Origin of the sequence: Mycobacterium sp. SVM_VP21, from assembly GCA_024758765.1 — a bacterium.
Taxonomy (GTDB): Bacteria; Actinomycetota; Actinomycetes; order Mycobacteriales; family Mycobacteriaceae; genus Mycobacterium; species Mycobacterium heraklionense_C.
In genome coordinates, this window is record CP101406.1 from 4263813 (window position 1) to 4277618 (window position 13806).

The 13806-nt window shown below is 66.7% G+C and carries 15 protein-coding genes, 1 pseudogene and 1 riboswitch; of the genes and pseudogenes, 9 read left to right on the top strand and 7 right to left on the bottom strand.

All coding sequences use genetic code 11. The features are described 5' to 3' along the window. Positions 1–68 precede the first annotated feature (68 nt). From NM962_20020 to crcB, 5 genes and pseudogenes are all read left to right on the top strand, one after another. Positions 69–605 (top strand): annotated as a pseudogene (locus NM962_20020) (PPE family protein). An 81-nt stretch (positions 606–686) separates the two neighbouring features. Beyond that, on the top strand, positions 687–1271 hold the full coding sequence (locus tag NM962_20025; GenBank protein ID UVO14849.1) for a hypothetical protein: 585 nt from the start codon (positions 687–689) through the stop codon (positions 1269–1271). A gap of 311 nt (positions 1272–1582) precedes the next feature. Then, positions 1583–1966: a CrcB family protein gene (locus NM962_20030; protein UVO12154.1), complete on the top strand. Its 384-nt coding sequence runs from the start codon at positions 1583–1585 to the stop codon at positions 1964–1966. Continuing rightward, entirely contained in the window at positions 1963–2313 is a 351-nt protein-coding gene (locus tag NM962_20035; GenBank protein UVO12155.1) for a DUF190 domain-containing protein, read from the top strand. The genes NM962_20030 and NM962_20035 overlap by 4 nt, the downstream gene beginning before the upstream one ends. Continuing rightward, on the top strand, positions 2310–2678 hold the full coding sequence (crcB, locus tag NM962_20040) for a fluoride efflux transporter CrcB (GenBank protein UVO12156.1): 369 nt from the start codon (positions 2310–2312) through the stop codon (positions 2676–2678). The genes NM962_20035 and crcB overlap by 4 nt, the downstream gene beginning before the upstream one ends. A gap of 102 nt (positions 2679–2780) precedes the next feature. Here crcB and NM962_20045 read toward each other — a convergent pair whose 3' ends face one another. Further along, positions 2781–3845, bottom strand: a complete 1065-nt coding sequence (locus NM962_20045) for a PPE family protein (GenBank protein UVO12157.1) — start codon at positions 3843–3845, stop codon at positions 2781–2783. Positions 3846–3888: 43 nt separating this feature from the next. Next, the gene (locus NM962_20050; GenBank protein UVO12158.1) at positions 3889–4965 is read right to left on the bottom strand and encodes a PPE family protein; all 1077 of its coding nucleotides are present in this window, start codon (positions 4963–4965) and stop codon (positions 3889–3891) included. Positions 4966–4989: 24 nt separating this feature from the next. Beyond that, a riboswitch (Fluoride riboswitch) is annotated at positions 4990–5051 on the bottom strand. A 190-nt stretch (positions 5052–5241) separates the two neighbouring features. On the opposite strand from NM962_20050, the gene NM962_20055 reads away from it, so the two are divergent. Continuing rightward, positions 5242–6453, top strand: a complete 1212-nt coding sequence (locus tag NM962_20055) for an acyl-CoA dehydrogenase family protein (GenBank protein UVO12159.1) — start codon at positions 5242–5244, stop codon at positions 6451–6453. A 13-nt stretch (positions 6454–6466) separates the two neighbouring features. On the opposite strand, the gene NM962_20060 is transcribed toward NM962_20055, so the two are convergent. Together NM962_20060 and NM962_20065 are read right to left on the bottom strand one after the other, a co-directional pair. Beyond that, positions 6467–6892 carry a pyridoxamine 5'-phosphate oxidase family protein gene (locus NM962_20060; protein ID UVO12160.1) on the bottom strand — a complete coding sequence of 142 codons (426 nt, stop codon included), beginning with the start codon at positions 6890–6892 and terminating at the stop codon, positions 6467–6469. A gap of 141 nt (positions 6893–7033) precedes the next feature. Then, a complete protein-coding gene (locus NM962_20065) occupies positions 7034–7774 on the bottom strand; it encodes an SDR family oxidoreductase (protein UVO12161.1) in 741 nt (246 codons plus the stop codon). Positions 7775–7834: 60 nt separating this feature from the next. On the opposite strand from NM962_20065, the gene NM962_20070 reads away from it, so the two are divergent. From NM962_20070 to NM962_20080, 3 genes are all read left to right on the top strand, one after another. Next, positions 7835–8674 (top strand): SDR family oxidoreductase, encoded by an 840-nt coding sequence (locus tag NM962_20070; GenBank protein ID UVO12162.1) that lies wholly within the window; start codon positions 7835–7837, stop codon positions 8672–8674. Between the two features lie 113 nt (positions 8675–8787). Next, on the top strand, positions 8788–9216 hold the full coding sequence (locus tag NM962_20075; GenBank protein ID UVO12163.1) for an SRPBCC family protein: 429 nt from the start codon (positions 8788–8790) through the stop codon (positions 9214–9216). 220 nt (positions 9217–9436) lie between these two features. Next, on the top strand, positions 9437–10354 hold the full coding sequence (locus NM962_20080) for an acyl-ACP desaturase (GenBank protein UVO12164.1): 918 nt from the start codon (positions 9437–9439) through the stop codon (positions 10352–10354). 14 nt (positions 10355–10368) lie between these two features. Here the strand turns inward: NM962_20080 and NM962_20085 are convergent, their stop codons facing one another. The 3 genes from NM962_20085 to NM962_20095 form a co-directional block, all read right to left on the bottom strand. Further along, the gene (locus NM962_20085) at positions 10369–11301 is read right to left on the bottom strand and encodes a class I SAM-dependent methyltransferase (protein UVO12165.1); all 933 of its coding nucleotides are present in this window, start codon (positions 11299–11301) and stop codon (positions 10369–10371) included. 114 nt (positions 11302–11415) lie between these two features. Next, positions 11416–12654, bottom strand: coding sequence for an Nramp family divalent metal transporter (locus tag NM962_20090; protein ID UVO12166.1), 1239 nt, complete (start codon positions 12652–12654; stop codon positions 11416–11418). Positions 12655–12726: 72 nt separating this feature from the next. After that, complete coding sequence (locus NM962_20095; protein UVO12167.1) at positions 12727–13803, bottom strand: diacylglycerol kinase; 1077 nt, start codon at positions 13801–13803, stop codon at positions 12727–12729. Positions 13804–13806: the final 3 nt, after the last annotated feature.

Sequence of the window (13806 nt, forward strand, 5' to 3'; positions counted from 1 at the left end):
TGTCCTTGGCGCCCGCAGTCGCCCGAGGCGAGTGGGTTCGCGGGAGCATCGTGATGAGAGGAACGCTGATGCTTGATTTCGGGGCATTGCCGCCCGAGGTCAACTCCGCTCGGATGTATACCGGCCCTGGAGCGGGGCCGATGATGGCTGCTGCATCCGGCTGGGATGCACTTGCCACGCAACTGGATTCGTTTGCGGCAGGATATTCCTCCACGCTCGCCGATCTGCAGGGCCAGAATTGGTCTGGTGCTACGGCAACGGCCATGGCCAGCGCAGCCGCACCCTATATCGCATGGGCGACCACGGTGGCAGCGCAGGCCGAGGATGCTGCCACCCAGGCACGGGCGGCCGCGGTCGCCTACGAGGCCGCGTTCTCCGCAACGGTACCGCCGCCAGTGGTTGCGGCTAACCGCATCCAGTTAGCAACGCTGGTCGCAACCAACTTCTTTGGGCAGAACACGCCGACGATAGCGGCCACTGAGGCGGCCTATGCCGAGATGTGGGCACAAGACGCATCCGCGATGTATGTCTACGCTGCAGCCTCATCGGCCGCGTCCCTGTTGACGCCGCTCGACCAGCCGCCGCAGACCACCAACCCCGCCGGGCAGTCGGGTCAGGCCGCTGCCGTTGTCCACGCCCTCAGCAACTCGACGATGGGTCAGTCACAAGCGACGCTGTCGCAACTGATGTCGGCGTTGCCCCAACAGCTGCAAGCACTCGGGTTAGGCCAAACCGCCGCCGCAGCAGACCCGACCGCAGCAGCGTCGTCAACGCCGGTACTTACGGCTTTCAGTACCTTGGCCACGCTCTACGGACCACTGAACCCGGTTTGGCAGACCGCGTACGCGGTGTTCCAGGCCGGTGCATTCGGGACGGGGACGCGCCTGGCTCAAATCCAGGCAGGCAAGCTCGCCGCCAAAGGGATCAAGCCAGCCTTCACTATCGGAACTCCCACTACGCCGGAGACGGAATGCGTTCGCGGTGGGGTGCTGGTGAGTGTGAACACCTCCGACCGAGTCGGCAATCTGTCTGTTCCGCCGAGGTGGACGACGGCGGCGCCGACGTCCGACCCCGCCGCTGAATCGGTGGCCGCGAAGACAACACGTTTCCGCGCCTTGCCGGCGTGGGCATCGAACGCGTCGACGAATATGCCAGCAGCTGCACCGACTTTCGGGCCGATCAGCAACCCCCCCGACCGTGCCACCGGCAACAAGATGTTCCGTATGAGAGACCGCCGATTCAGAATGCCACGCCCTCCCGCAGGTGGCTAGTGTGCCACTTCCGTCCAGTTCAGCACTGTGCGTAGGAAAGTGGCGGCAATGGAACGAAGCCGCCGCATTTGTCGGTAACGGACATGGGATACCCCAGGAGACACCGGGATTATTGAGTTCAGGGCTGGGTGGCGCCGCCAAAGGGGCGGGGTGCGGAGCCGTCGGGGTAGACGGCTACGACGAGGTTCACGAATACTACGGCTACCGGATGCCTATCCTGAGCCATGCCGACACGAGGATCTGACGTGAACACCAGTCCAGGACTGTTCGTTCGGCGCCGGCAGTCCGTGGCGGTACGAGAGCAGGCGCCGGTGGTTGCGGCGGTGGCCGTTGGCGGTGCGATCGGCGCCTGCGCCCGCCACGGTATCGAACTGGCGTGGCCGACCCCGACGGCTGGCTTTCCCTGGACCATACTCGCCGTCAATGTGAGCGGGTCTGCGCTAATGGGGGCATTAATGGTGGCGATCACCGAACTGTGGGTCGGGCATCGCCTGCTGCGGCCGCTGCTGGGCACCGGTGTGCTGGGGGGGTACACGACGTTTTCCGCGTTTGCCGGTGATGTCGACGCCCTTGTCGGTGCGGGCCATCCGGCCCGCGCGTTGCTCTATCTGTTCACTACGCCGATTCTGGTCCTGATCACCGCGTGGGCGGCGGCGGCCCTCACTCGACGTCTGATCCTCAGGAGGAGAACATGACCCAACTCACCGGATCCGCGCTGCGTATGACGGTGTTGGTGGGCGAGAGTGACACCTGGCATCGTAAGCCGCTGTTCAGCGAGATCGTTCATCGAGCGCGTCGGGCCGGACTGGCCGGGGCGACGGTGTTTCGCGGCGTCGAGGGCTACGGTGCCTCCTCGACCATTCACACCACCCGGCTGTTATCGCTGTCGGAGGATCTGCCGGTGTCGATCATCATCGTCGACACCGCCGAGCGGATCCGCGCCTTCCTGCCGGAACTCGACGAGTTGGTCGCCGAAGGGCTGATAATGCTCGACGAAGTCGAGGTCGTCAGATACGTCGGCCGAACCGCCGATGGCCAGTGAACTGGCTGCTGGTGATGGCCGGCGCCGCGGTGGGAGCATCACTGCGGTACCTGACCGACCGCTTCATCCAAGCCCGGCACAACACCACCTTCGCCTGGGGCACGTTCACGGCCAACGTGCTCGGCAGCCTGGTCCTGGGCCTACTCGTCGGGGCGGTGGGCACCGGCGACGAGCGGCTGCAGATGTTGATCGGCACCGGCTTCTGCGGAGCGTTGACCACGTATTCGACCTTCTCCTACGAGACGGTCCAGCTGGCCGCCGCCGGTGCCAGGTTCTACGCGGTCGCCAATCTGGTGCTCACCTTGACCTGTGGTCTCGGTGCCTACTACGCCGGCTATGTTGCCGCACAAGCCATCTGGGCGTGACACCGAAATGCCTGCCGGAATGAATCCGCCCTGCCACGCGTTCGCGGCCCATCGGCTGACATGACGCTGGCGAAGTTGCCGCGGTCGATCATCTCGCACCACTTATCCGGCCGCCGGCGACCGCGGTATCACACTGGGCCGCCGTAGTTTGGCCGCGGCGTTGTTGGCGCCACGTCCGGCCAAGGTGCCCAGCATGGCCTCGCCGAACACGCCCGGAGGTGGGGTCGAGGAGATCGGCGGCGCCGCCGGAGCTGTCGCGTTGGCCGCTGGGGCGGCCGCAGCAGGTCCGGTTGCCGTGGATTCGACAGCTGCCCAGCCCTGCGGCACCGACAGTGCACCGACCAGGCTGGCCCGACCGGCGAAAGCTGAAACCGGCGGTGTGGCAATGCCACCCAGCCCGGGCGTGGCCGACGAACGACGCGCGCTCGCGATGAAGGGCCCGATGCCCTGGTGTTCGTCGCGCATCGCGTTGACCGCCAGGGCGTGATTGGTGGTCTGGATGGCGACGCCTGAGAACGTTGAACTCGTCGTCGAAGCGGCCGCACTGGTCAGCGCCGGGACATCCAGCGCAATCGAGAGCAGCGAGGACGGGTCAACCGCTGCCGGTTGCGCCGCGGCGGCTGATGCGGGCGCGGCCACGGTAGGTGGGGCGGCGAACGGCGTCAGCGTGGCAGCGTTGGACGCCGACGCGGCATAGCCGTGCATCGTGGCGGCGTCCTGGGCCCACATCCGCTCGTAGTCGGCTTCGGTCGCGGCGATCGCCGGGCTGTTCTGCCCGAAGAAGTTGGTGGCGATCAGCGTCGTCAGGTGCAGTCGGTTGGCGGCGATCAGCGGAGGTGAGACCATGCCCGCCCAGGCCGTCTGGTAGGCCGCGGCGGCGGCCTTGACTTGCACGGAGGTCTGTTCGGCCTGCCCGGCAGTCGCATGCAACCAGCTCAGGTAGCGACTGGCCGCGCCGGCCATCATCGCCGACGAGGGGCCTTGCCAGCCGTCGGTGGCCAACCCGGCAACCACCGAGCGGTAGGACTCCTCCGCTACATTCAACTCACGGGCGAGCTGTTCCCAGGCTGTGGCCGCTGCCAGCAGCGGACCGCTGCCGGGCCCGGCGTACATGCGTGCCGAGTTGATCTCCGGTGGCAGTGCACCGAAATCCATATCAAAGTCCATGGCGTGGGATTCCTTTCCTGATCGGTTCCGGCGTTGGTGTGCGCTAACCGGCGGCCGGGGAGCGCACGATGATCGGTTTGCTTTTCGCCCGTGAGGGCCGCCGTTCGTCGCGCGACAGCGTGCCCAGTGCCGACTGGCTGAAGACGTTGCCGCCGCCGGAGTCGGCGGACGCGGCGGGGGCGGCCGTGACAACCGAATCCGTCAGAGCCAATGCAGTCGGCCGTACCTCGGGTGCCGAGGTGAACCAGCAGGGCGGCGCCGAGAGGCTGCCGATCAGGCCGGATCTACCCCAGGCAGCAGTGACCCGAGGTGGTGCGGTGCCTCCGGTTGCCGTGATCAAGGTCGGCCGCGGGCCCAAGGGAAGCGTCGACTGAGCCTGGGCGGCGAGTCGCATGTTGATGGTGTAGATACCGCGTCCGGAGGTGACGGCGTTCGCAGCGGACAGCACGGAGTTCGTCACGTTCGGGACGTGTTCGAGGATCTGAACCAGTGGTGATGACAGCGTCGTTTGAAGTTGCTGGGTCGCGCTGTCGGCGGCCGCGCCCGCCTGGGCGGCCGGATCGGCCGTTCGCGGTGGCTGGCCGAAGGACGGCAAGGTGGATGCGAGCGCCGAAGACTCGGCATAGTGGTACATCGCGGTGGAATCCTGGAGCCACATCTGCGCGTAGTACGCCTCAGTGGCGGCGATGGCTGCGGCGTTCTGACCAAAGAAATTGGTGGCGACCAGCGCCAGCAGCAGGCTGCGGTTGGCGGCGATCACCGGCGGCGGAACCGTCATTGAGAAGGCCAACTCGTAGGCGGCGGCCGCCGCACGGGCGTGGCCGGCGATCTCGGCTGCAGTTTCAGCCGTCTGACTCAGCCATGTCATGAACGGTGTCGCCGCCGCAGCCATCGCCACCGATGTCGGACCCAACCAGGCGCTGCCCGTCAGCCCGGAGATGACCGAGGTGTAGCCGCTTGCGGCGATGGACAATTCGGTGGCAAGCGCATCCCAGGCGGCCGAGGCGGCCACCATTGGAGCAGAACCTGGCCCGAGATACATTCGCCCGGAATTGATTTCCGGTGGCAACGCGGCGAAAGCCAGTCCGATCGGGGCGGAAGTGATGTTGCCGTAAGTCATCCGGTACCGCCTTCTACCACGAAGATCGGGGTAGAAGCTATTAGCCGGGTGCGGCGGTTAAGGCGGGCTTCATCGCCTATCGGAATGCTACACCGACAGTGTCAGCGAAACGACGGTGATTTGCCGGGGCGTCAGCCCGCGGTGCGGTTGCGGGCATCCACGGCCGCAGGGGCGGCTCGCATTGCCTGAGCAGCGCTTGGTTGAACGCATCAGGGGTGCCACAATCGAGCAGGCCGTGTGCCGCGAAGCCCACTCATGACCTTTCCAGGAGTAGCCATGTCGTTCTCGGTAGAGCTCAGCGATGACGTGATCGAGGTACGGGACTGGGTGCACCGGTTCGCCGCTGAGGTTGTCCGCCCGGCTGCCGCCGAATGGGATGAGCGGGAGGAGACGCCGTGGCCGATCATCGCCGAGGCTGCCAAGATCGGCCTGTACTCGCCGGAACTGTTCGCGACCCAGGCCGCCGAGCCCAGCGGGATCGGCATGTTGACGGTGTTCGAGGAGCTGTTCTGGGGTGACGCCGGCATCGCGCTGTCGATTCTGGGCACCGGCCTGGCGGCAGCAGCCCTGGCGGGCAACGGAACTCCCGAACAGCTGGGCCAGTGGCTGCCGGAGATGTTCGGCACCGCGGATGATCCCAAGCTGGGGGCGTTCTGCTCTTCGGAGCCCGATGCCGGTTCCGACGTCGGCGCGATCCGGACTCGTGCCCGCTTCGACGAAGGGACTCGCGAGTGGGTGCTCAACGGCACCAAGACCTGGGCCACCAACGGCGGCATCGCCAACGTGCACATCGTGGTCGCCTCGGTCTATCCCGAACTCGGCTCGCGCGGACAGACCAGCTTCGTGATCCCACCCGGCACTCCGGGCCTGGCGCAGGGACAGAAGTTCAAGAAACACGGCATCCGGGCGTCGCACACCGCGGAGATCGTGCTCGACAACGTGCGGTTGCCCGAGGACATGATCCTTGGTGGCCGAGAGAAGTTCGAGGAGCGCGTCGCTCGGGTCAAATCCGGTGCGTCGGCCGGGGGACAGGCCGCGATGAAGACCTTCGAGCGGACCCGACCGACCGTCGGTGCGATGGCGGTCGGAGTGGCCCGCGCCGCCTACGAGTACGCCCTCGAATACGCTTGCCAGCGTGAACAGTTCGGTCGCAAGATCGGGGAGTTCCAAGCGGTGGCGTTCAAGCTGGCAGACATGAAGAGCCGCATCGACGCCGCCCGGCTCATGGTGTGGCGGGCCGGCTGGATGGGACGCAACAACAAGGCTTTCGACAACGCGGAGGGCTCGATGGCCAAGTTGTTCGCCAGCGAGACCGCGGTCTATGTCACCGACGAGGCGATCCAGATCCTCGGCGGCAACGGCTACACCCGCGACTACCCGGTCGAGCGAATGCACCGCGACGCGAAGATCTTCACCATCTTCGAAGGCACCAGTGAGATCCAGCGGCTGGTCATCGCCCGGGCAGTGACGGGCCTGCCGCTGCGCTGATCGGCGACATCGGTCAGAAGACGAAGCGGGTGCAGTCGGTTGGGAACGCGAACCAGGCCAGTGCCCGCCGCGGGATGATCATGCGAAGCCCGCCGCCGTCCTGCCCCGCCCAGGCATCGGGGCCCGGAGCGTACTGCGGGTGGTATTTCTCAAACGCGGTCGCCAGCCGGGCTCCGAGACCGTCCGGGTCTGCCGAGGTTGCAGTGGAGATTCCTTCGACGATCACCACCTGCGTACCGCTTTCCAGGGTCAGGGTGCACGCCGGGTTGTCCTGGAGGTTGCGCGCATGGCGGGTGGTTGGCGCGCCGTCGTAATAGAACCGACCGTCGAGCCACACGCCCCAACGCGGCACGGAGTGCGGGGTGCCGTCCGGGCGCACCGTGGTCAGCCAATAGTGCTGGGACGCGGTCAATCGCTGTTTGACTTCTGACCAGCTCAACAAACCTTCTGCTGAACTTGGCAACCCGTAACCCTCTGGCAGGACGGGACGAGTCGCAGTAGGGCCCGGTTTCGGTTCCATGGTTGGCACGCTAATTCAGACATCCGACCGGGGGCGACACAGCTGCTGCCGCAGGGCGTCCTACCCGGCGGTTTTCCCGTTGTCAGTCATATAGACCGCGCCGTGCACCGCGGCAGCGGAGTCGCTGGCCAGAAACGCGATCACTTCGGCGACGTCGCTCGGTGCGCTCATCCCGCGCGGCGAGGCCACCCGCATGACGAGATTGACGTCGGCGCCCTCGGGAAGTTGGAAGTTGGTCACCTGCGGGGTCAGCATCCCGCCCGGGCACACCGCGTTGACCCGCAACGTCTCCGCGGTGAACTCCACGGCCAACGACCGGGTGAGCCCGACGAGCCCGTGCTTGGCCGCGCAGTAGCCCGCGGAGTAGGCCTGGCCCTCCACCCCGGCGATCGAGGCGACGTTGACGATATTGCCGGCGGTCTCCAACAGGTGCGGCAGCGCCGCGCGGCATAGGAAGAACGGTCCGTTGAGGTTGACCGCGAGATCGTGGGCCCACTCGTCGTCTGTGACGGCCAGCGTGTGGCGCATCTGATGGGCGCCCGCGACGTTGACCAGAACGTCGAGTCGGCCGAACTGGGCGATGCATTGCTCGACCGCCGCCGCGCAGGCCGCCGCGGTGCTGATGTCGGTGGGGGCGTACTTCCCGCCGGGTACGTCGGCGAACACCGTGGCCAGTCGCTCGGCATCGCGCGCCAACCCGAACACCGTCGCGCCACGGGCGGCGAACAGTTGGGCCGTCGCCGCGCCCAAGCCGGACGACGCGCCGGTCACCAGCGCCACTTTGCCTGACAGATCGGTCATTTCGACTCTCCGCATCACCCAGTCGACCGGCACTGATGCGCAGCCGTCTACCGTCCAGTTATGGCCTCAGTATCAGTGATCACCGGCGGCGCGGGCGGGATGGGTCTGGCGACGGCCAAGATCCTGGGCCGAGACCACACCGTGGTGTTGTGCGATGTTCGGCAGGAGCGGCTCGACTCCGCGCAGGCCGGGCTCTCCGAGCTCGGTATCGCCGCGACCGCCGTCAACTGCGATGTCACCGATCGTGACGCGGTGACCCGGCTGTTCGACACCGCGGCAGGTCTCGGGACACTGGCCTCGGTGATCCACACCGCCGGGGTCAGCCCGAGCATGGGCGACGCTGAATTCGTCATGCGGATCAACGCGTTCGGCACCCTCGTCGTCAACGAGGTGTTCTACGACGTCGCGCCCGACGGCGCGGTGATCGTCAACGTTGCTTCGATGGCCGCGCAGCTGCTGCCCGACAAGGCGTACCCCACCAAGCAGTTCCCGTTGGCGCTGGACGACGGCGACGCCTTCGTGGCCGCGATGACGGCGTATTGCAACAACGCACCCGAGCAGGCGCGCTCGGGCTTCTCCTACACAGTCAGTAAGGCCTTCGTGAAATGGTATTGCGCCTCGCAGGCCGAGCGCTTCGGTGGTCGCGGGCTGCGCATCGTCTCGGTGTCGCCGGGCAACATCGATACCGAGATGGGCCGGCGTGAAGAGCAGGCCGGGGTGGGCATGATGATGCCCGACGCGTTGATCCCGCGGTGGGGCACTCCCGAGGAGATGGCCGAGCTGTTCGCGTTCTGTGCCGGCGATCGGTGCCGCTACCTCACCGGCGCCGACATCCTCGCCGACGGCGGGGTGGTCGCCTCGATGCGGGAACGCGCCCGGGTGGCGGGGCAACCGCGTTGAGATTGCGCGCAGGGCTGCAGTAGCGCGCACGATCACGACCCTGGGTGCAATTTCACGGAGGTTCCTTGCATCGCCGAACTTGGGTAGCGTGCCGTTGAGGGAAGGGGGCGCCGATGCACTACACCCGCACCGATCCCATCGCGGCCCGTCCCAGCGACGTCTGGGCCGTCCTGACCGACGTCGAGCATTGGCCAGACTGGACGGCATCGATGCGCGAGATCGTCCGCCTCGGCTCGGGTCCGCTGCGAGTCGGCAGCACCGCCCGCGTCCGGCAACCCACTGGCCGGCCGATGGTCTGGACCGTCACCGACCTGGTCCACGAGCGGTCCTTCACCTGGACGGCGTCGACGGCCGGCATTCGCTTCACCGGCTTTCATGAGCTGACGCCGACCGGGTCGGGGGTGCGGGCCGTGCTGACTTTTACCCTGACCGGTCCGATGGCTTGGCTGGCCGCCCTGCTCGCCGGTGGCCGGATTCGTCGCTACGTCGACATGGAGGCTGACGGGCTCAAGCGGCAGTCGGAAGGCCATGTGGCTCCCTAGCGTGCGCTCGCAGCGGGTCGTCCGTCACTGGGCCAGCGATGGTAGCTGGGGCGCTGATTTGGTCGGTCGATTCGGGGCGCGGAATGCGCCGCAGCAGCCAAGTTAACGGTTGACACGCGACGGTGTGGGTGTTTACCGTGGACCAAACCTACGGGACCGTAGGTTTGGCTGGGGGGCCAATCGACAGCCCACTTGTCGATCAGGGAGGGGACCAAAAACTATGGTGAATGTCCAGACGGCACTGCTTCACGAGCTCGAGCCGATTGTCGAGCAGAACCTCAATCGCCATCTCACGGCCGCCAAGCCGTGGCTGCCGCACGACTACGTGCCGTGGAGCAAGGGACGTGACTTCGCGTTCCTCGGGGGCGAGGACTGGGTTCCTGAAGACTCGCCGCTGGACCCGGTCGCCAAGGCTGCGCTGCTGGTCAACTTGCTGACCGAGGACAATTTGCCTTCCTACCACCGCGAGATCGCCACCACCTTCGGTCGGGACGGCGCCTGGGGCACCTGGGTGGGCCAGTGGACCGCCGAGGAAGGCCGCCACAGCATCGCGCTGCGTGACTACCTCGTTGTCACCCGCGGCATCGACCCGGTGAACCTCGAGAACATGCGGATGGCGCACACCGTCGCCGGCTACGACTCTGGCGGTAAGTCAGCGCTGGGTGTGCTGGCGTACGTGTCCTTCCAGGAACTCGCCACCCGAGTGTCGCACCGTAACACCGGCAAGGCCTCCGGATGCCCCCTCGCTGATCAGTTGCTGGCCCGGGTTGCACTCGACGAGAACTTGCACATGGTGTTCTACCGCAACCTGATGCAGGCGGCCCTGGACATCGCCCCGGACGAGGCGATGTGCGCCATCCGCGACGAGGTGCTCGGTTTCTCGATGCCCGGGATGAACATGCCCGGCTTCCAGGAGAACGCCATCATGATCGCCAAGGCCGGCATCTACGACCTGCGCATCCACCACGATGACGTCATTCAGCCGGTGCTGCGCTTCTGGAAGATCCACGAGCGCAACGACTTCGGTGCTGCGGGCGACGAGGCCCGCGAGCAGGTCGTCGGCTTCATGAAGATGGTCGACGAGCGGGCCACCTACTACGAGGAGAAGGCCAAGGCGCGCGAGAGCGTCTCCGCCTGATCGAGGTTGAGCGGCTAACCCCGCTTGATCGAGGTGTAGTAGGTCGTGTCAGCCATCGACACCGAGTCGGCGCCCCGCTCCGGCGTCGGACGACCGTACTGCGTCAGCAGCTCGGTCATGGTCTGGCCGGTCGACGTCCAGCCCAGGGGGCCGAGGTACACGGCGACGTCGTTGCGATCGCCCTCATACCCGAGTTCGGAGAACTCTAGGTCGAAACCGTGCGCCCGCCATTTCTCGGTGGCGCTGCGCATCATTTCGCGGGACTGTTCGTGCTGTGCGGCCGAGATGTTCGGAATGGCCTCGGTGGCCAGCCGGCTGCCGTCGGCACTCAGTGCGGTGATGTTGTCCAGCAGCCGGTCTTGCGCTTCCGGCGGGAGATAGCCGAGCAGCCCCTCGGCGATCCACGCGGTGGGCTGGGTGCGGTCGAAACCCGCCTCGATCAAGGCGGCCGGCCAGTCATCCCGCAGATCGACGGCGACGCCGCGGCGATCGGCAGTCGGCTCGGCGCCCAAGTCGGCCAGCGTTGCGGTCTTGAAAGCCAGCACCGCGGGCTGGTCGATCTCGAAGATCGTCATGCCGGAGGGCCACGTCAGTCGGTAGGCCCGCGCGTCCAGACCCGATGCCAGGATCACTGCCTGGTGAATCCCGGCCTCGGTGGCGTCGGCGAAGAATGCGTCGAAAAAGCGCGTGCGAACAGCCATCGCGTCGGGCATCTGCCCGAGCTTCCAGCCGGATTCGTGGTCGTCGAGATCGGTGCCTGCTAGGTCGCCGGCGGCCCACTTGATCAGGAAGTCGACGCCGACGGCCCGAACCAGCGGCTCGGCGAAGCGGTCGTCGATCAGGGGATTGTCGGCGTTGGTGGCGATCGCCCGGGCGGCGGCGACCATGGTTGCCGTGGCACCCACGCTGGTGGCGAGGTCCCAAGTGTCGTTGTCGGTGCGTGCCATGAGCGCTCCTTGAGGATGACGGGCGGGGCGATTTGCTTAGTCTAACAATTAATTAGTTTATTTAACAAACGCTCCGAACCGGGCGACGGTTCCCGGTCTGCGGCCCAGGGGTGCCTAGCGCACAGTCAGATAAATCAACGCCACATTGAGCGTCCCGATCACCAGGGTGACAACCCAGCCCAGTGCCGAGGTCAGTGGCCGGTTGGCGTCGGCACCCATCAGCGTCCGGTCGCCGGTTACCCGGATCAGCGGCACCAGCGCGAACGGGATGCCGAAGGACAACACCACCTGCGAGATCACCAGCGCCCGGGTGGGTTCCATCCCCAGGGCCAGGATCGCCAGCGCCGGGCCCAGCGTGATCAGCCGGCGCCAGAGCAGCGGAACCGATACCCGCAACAGGCCGTGCATGATCATCGCGCCGGCGTAGGCGCCCACCGACGTCGACGCCAACCCGGATGCCAGCAGTCCAATCGCGAAGAACAGCGCAACCGTCGGGCCGAGGGCGTCGTTGACCGCGGCATGCGCACCCTCGATGGAGTCGGCGTTGTCGACGCCCCGCAGGTTATTGGCGGCCACCACCAACATGGCCAGGTTCAGCGTTCCGGCTACCAGCATCGCCAGACCCACGTCCCAGCGAGTCACCCGCAGCAGCCGCCGTCGCGCCGGGCCGGGTTCGGGCTGACCGTGCCGGTCGCGGGCCAGGCCCGAGTGCAGGTAGACCGCGTGCGGCATCACTGTCGCGCCCAGGATTGCCGTGGCTAGCAGCACGCTCTCGGTACCGTCGAAACGGGGCAGTAGGCCCGCGGCGACCTCGGCGGGCGCCGGTGGGGCGACCACCAGGCTGGCCAAAAATCCGATGGCGATGATGATCAGCAGCCCGCCGGTCACCTGCTCGAGAATCCGCGGCCCGCGCCGGTCTCCGATGTTCAGCAATGCCATCGACACCACGCCGGTGATGAGGCCGCCGAGTAGCAGCGGTAAGTCAAAGATCAGGTTCAACGCGATGGCGCCGCCCACCACTTCGGCGAGATCTGTTGCCATGGCCACCAATTCGGCCTGCAGCCAATAGGCGATCCGGACCGGTTTGCGGCTGTGGGCGCCGATCACCTCGGGCAGCGACCGGCCGGTCACCAGTCCGAGCTTGGCGGACAGGTACTGCACCAGTCCGGCCATCACGTTCGCGGTGACGATCACCCACACCAGCAGGAAACCGAACTTCGCCCCCGCACTGACGTTGGCGGCGACGTTGCCCGGGTCGACGTAGGCGATGGCAGCGACGAAAGCCGGGCCGAGCAGATACCAGCCCGGCTTCAGTCGAACCGCGGTGTCTGCAGCCACCGACACCCTCTCCATCCGGATCAGCGAACAGAAAAATCAGGGTAGCCGGAAAATCGCCGCCGTTCCGCGGTCCAGGCGGCGCTGGAGTCAGCCGGCGCTGTAGAGCCCGCGTCCGGTGATCAGCGGCAGGTCCAAGGTGGTCCGGATTCCCGGTTCGGCCGCCACCACCGCGGGAATGGCGTTGACGACCCGCATCGCGGTGGCCACCAGGCCGGCGTGGTTGTGGTCGCCGTTCGGGCTGGACAAGCACAGGTCCAAGGCGTATGACGGCTCGCCGGTCACCTCGACGCGATACGAGCCGCCTTCTTGGGCCGGTTGCGGCCAGTCCGGGCACAGGTCCTCGCGTAGCCGGGTGACGTGCTCGAGGACCACCGCGGCCTTGCCGTCAACCATCCCGCGTACCTCGAATCGCAATGCCGCGGCGGTGCCTTTCGCGATGTCACCCGAAGAGATCGAGAAGTCCTCCGGGGCGGGCACCCGAATGTGGGACTGTTCGACCGAGTCGAGTTCCAGACCCAGGCCGGCCGCGAGCTGGCGCACCACCGAACCCCACGCCAGGCTGAGCACACCCGGCTGCAGCAGCATCGGGGTCTCGTCCATCGATTGGCCGAAGCCCATCACGTCGAACATGACGGCGGCGCTGTCGTAGGTGGCGTAGTCGACGATCTCCATGCAGCGGATCTGCTGGACGCTCTGGCAGGTGCCGGCCAGCGCCAGGGGTAGCAGGTCGTTGGCGAAGCCCGGGTCGATGCCGTTGACGAACAAGCTCGCGTTGCCGGCCTTGGCGGCGTCCTCGATGGGGGTCAGCATCTCTGCGGGGATGACGTTCCACGGGTACTGCAGGAACACCGCGCTGCTGCCGACCACGTTGATACCGGCGTCCAGGATGCGCTTGAAGTCCTCGAGCGCCTCCACGAGCCGGTTGTCGGCCAGCGCGGTGTACACGGCGCAATCGGGTTTGGTCGCCAGCACCGCGTCCAGATCCGTGGTGGCCTTGATGCCGGTCGAGACATCAAGTCCGGCAAGCTCTCCGGCGTCTTTACCGGCCTTGGCGTCCGAGGACACCCACACCCCGGTCAACTCGAACTCCGGGTTGGTGATCAGTGCTTTCAGTGCGTGGACACCGACATTGCCGGTGCCGATCTGGGCGACACGAATGGTCATCAG

What these genes read in the sequence shown, in the direction of transcription:
- NM962_20025 (UVO14849.1), top strand. Translation starts at nt 687, where the DNA reads ATGTCGGCGTTGCCCCAACAGCTGCAAGCACTCGGGTTAGGCCAAACC.
- NM962_20050 (UVO12158.1), bottom strand. Translation starts at nt 4,965, where the DNA reads ATGACTTACGGCAACATCACTTCCGCCCCGATCGGACTGGCTTTCGCC.
- NM962_20090 (UVO12166.1), bottom strand. Translation starts at nt 12,654, where the DNA reads ATGGAGAGGGTGTCGGTGGCTGCAGACACCGCGGTTCGACTGAAGCCG.
- NM962_20075 (UVO12163.1), top strand. Translation starts at nt 8,788, where the DNA reads ATGCACTACACCCGCACCGATCCCATCGCGGCCCGTCCCAGCGACGTC.
- NM962_20035 (UVO12155.1), top strand. Translation starts at nt 1,963, where the DNA reads ATGACCCAACTCACCGGATCCGCGCTGCGTATGACGGTGTTGGTGGGC.
- NM962_20045 (UVO12157.1), bottom strand. Translation starts at nt 3,845, where the DNA reads ATGGACTTTGATATGGATTTCGGTGCACTGCCACCGGAGATCAACTCG.
- NM962_20095 (UVO12167.1), bottom strand. Translation starts at nt 13,803, where the DNA reads ATGACCATTCGTGTCGCCCAGATCGGCACCGGCAATGTCGGTGTCCAC.
- NM962_20055 (UVO12159.1), top strand. Translation starts at nt 5,242, where the DNA reads ATGTCGTTCTCGGTAGAGCTCAGCGATGACGTGATCGAGGTACGGGAC.
- NM962_20080 (UVO12164.1), top strand. Translation starts at nt 9,437, where the DNA reads ATGGTGAATGTCCAGACGGCACTGCTTCACGAGCTCGAGCCGATTGTC.
- NM962_20085 (UVO12165.1), bottom strand. Translation starts at nt 11,301, where the DNA reads ATGGCACGCACCGACAACGACACTTGGGACCTCGCCACCAGCGTGGGT.
- NM962_20065 (UVO12161.1), bottom strand. Translation starts at nt 7,774, where the DNA reads ATGACCGATCTGTCAGGCAAAGTGGCGCTGGTGACCGGCGCGTCGTCC.
- NM962_20070 (UVO12162.1), top strand. Translation starts at nt 7,835, where the DNA reads ATGGCCTCAGTATCAGTGATCACCGGCGGCGCGGGCGGGATGGGTCTG.